The organism is Arthrobacter sp. Y3224198 (genome assembly GCF_059090025.1).
Genome location: NZ_JBNHFG010000078.1, coordinates 1 through 250, shown reverse-complemented (window position 1 = coordinate 250; position 250 = coordinate 1). Strand labels below are relative to the sequence as shown.

The window sequence follows — 250 nt, the reverse complement described above, 5'->3', positions numbered from 1 at the left end:
TTGGACTTCTGCTTTTAAGCCCAGATAACTGGCCTGAATATGTTAATGAGAGAATCGGTATTCCTCATGTGTGGCATGTTTTCGTCTTTGCTCTTGCATTTTCGCTAGCAATTAATGTGCATCGATTATCAGCTATTGCCAGCGCCAGATATAAGCGATTTAAGCTAAGAAAACGCATTAAGATGCAAAACGATAAAGTGCGATCAGTAATTCAAAACCTTACAGAAGAGCAATCTATGGTTTTGTGCGC

The 250-nt window shown here is 39.6% G+C and carries 1 protein-coding gene; it reads left to right on the top strand.

Annotated elements, in window-relative coordinates; genetic code table 11:
• A partial coding sequence (locus AC5RUF_RS16365; protein ID WP_250406021.1) for a super-infection exclusion protein B occupies nt 1-250 on the top strand: 250 nt, incomplete at both ends.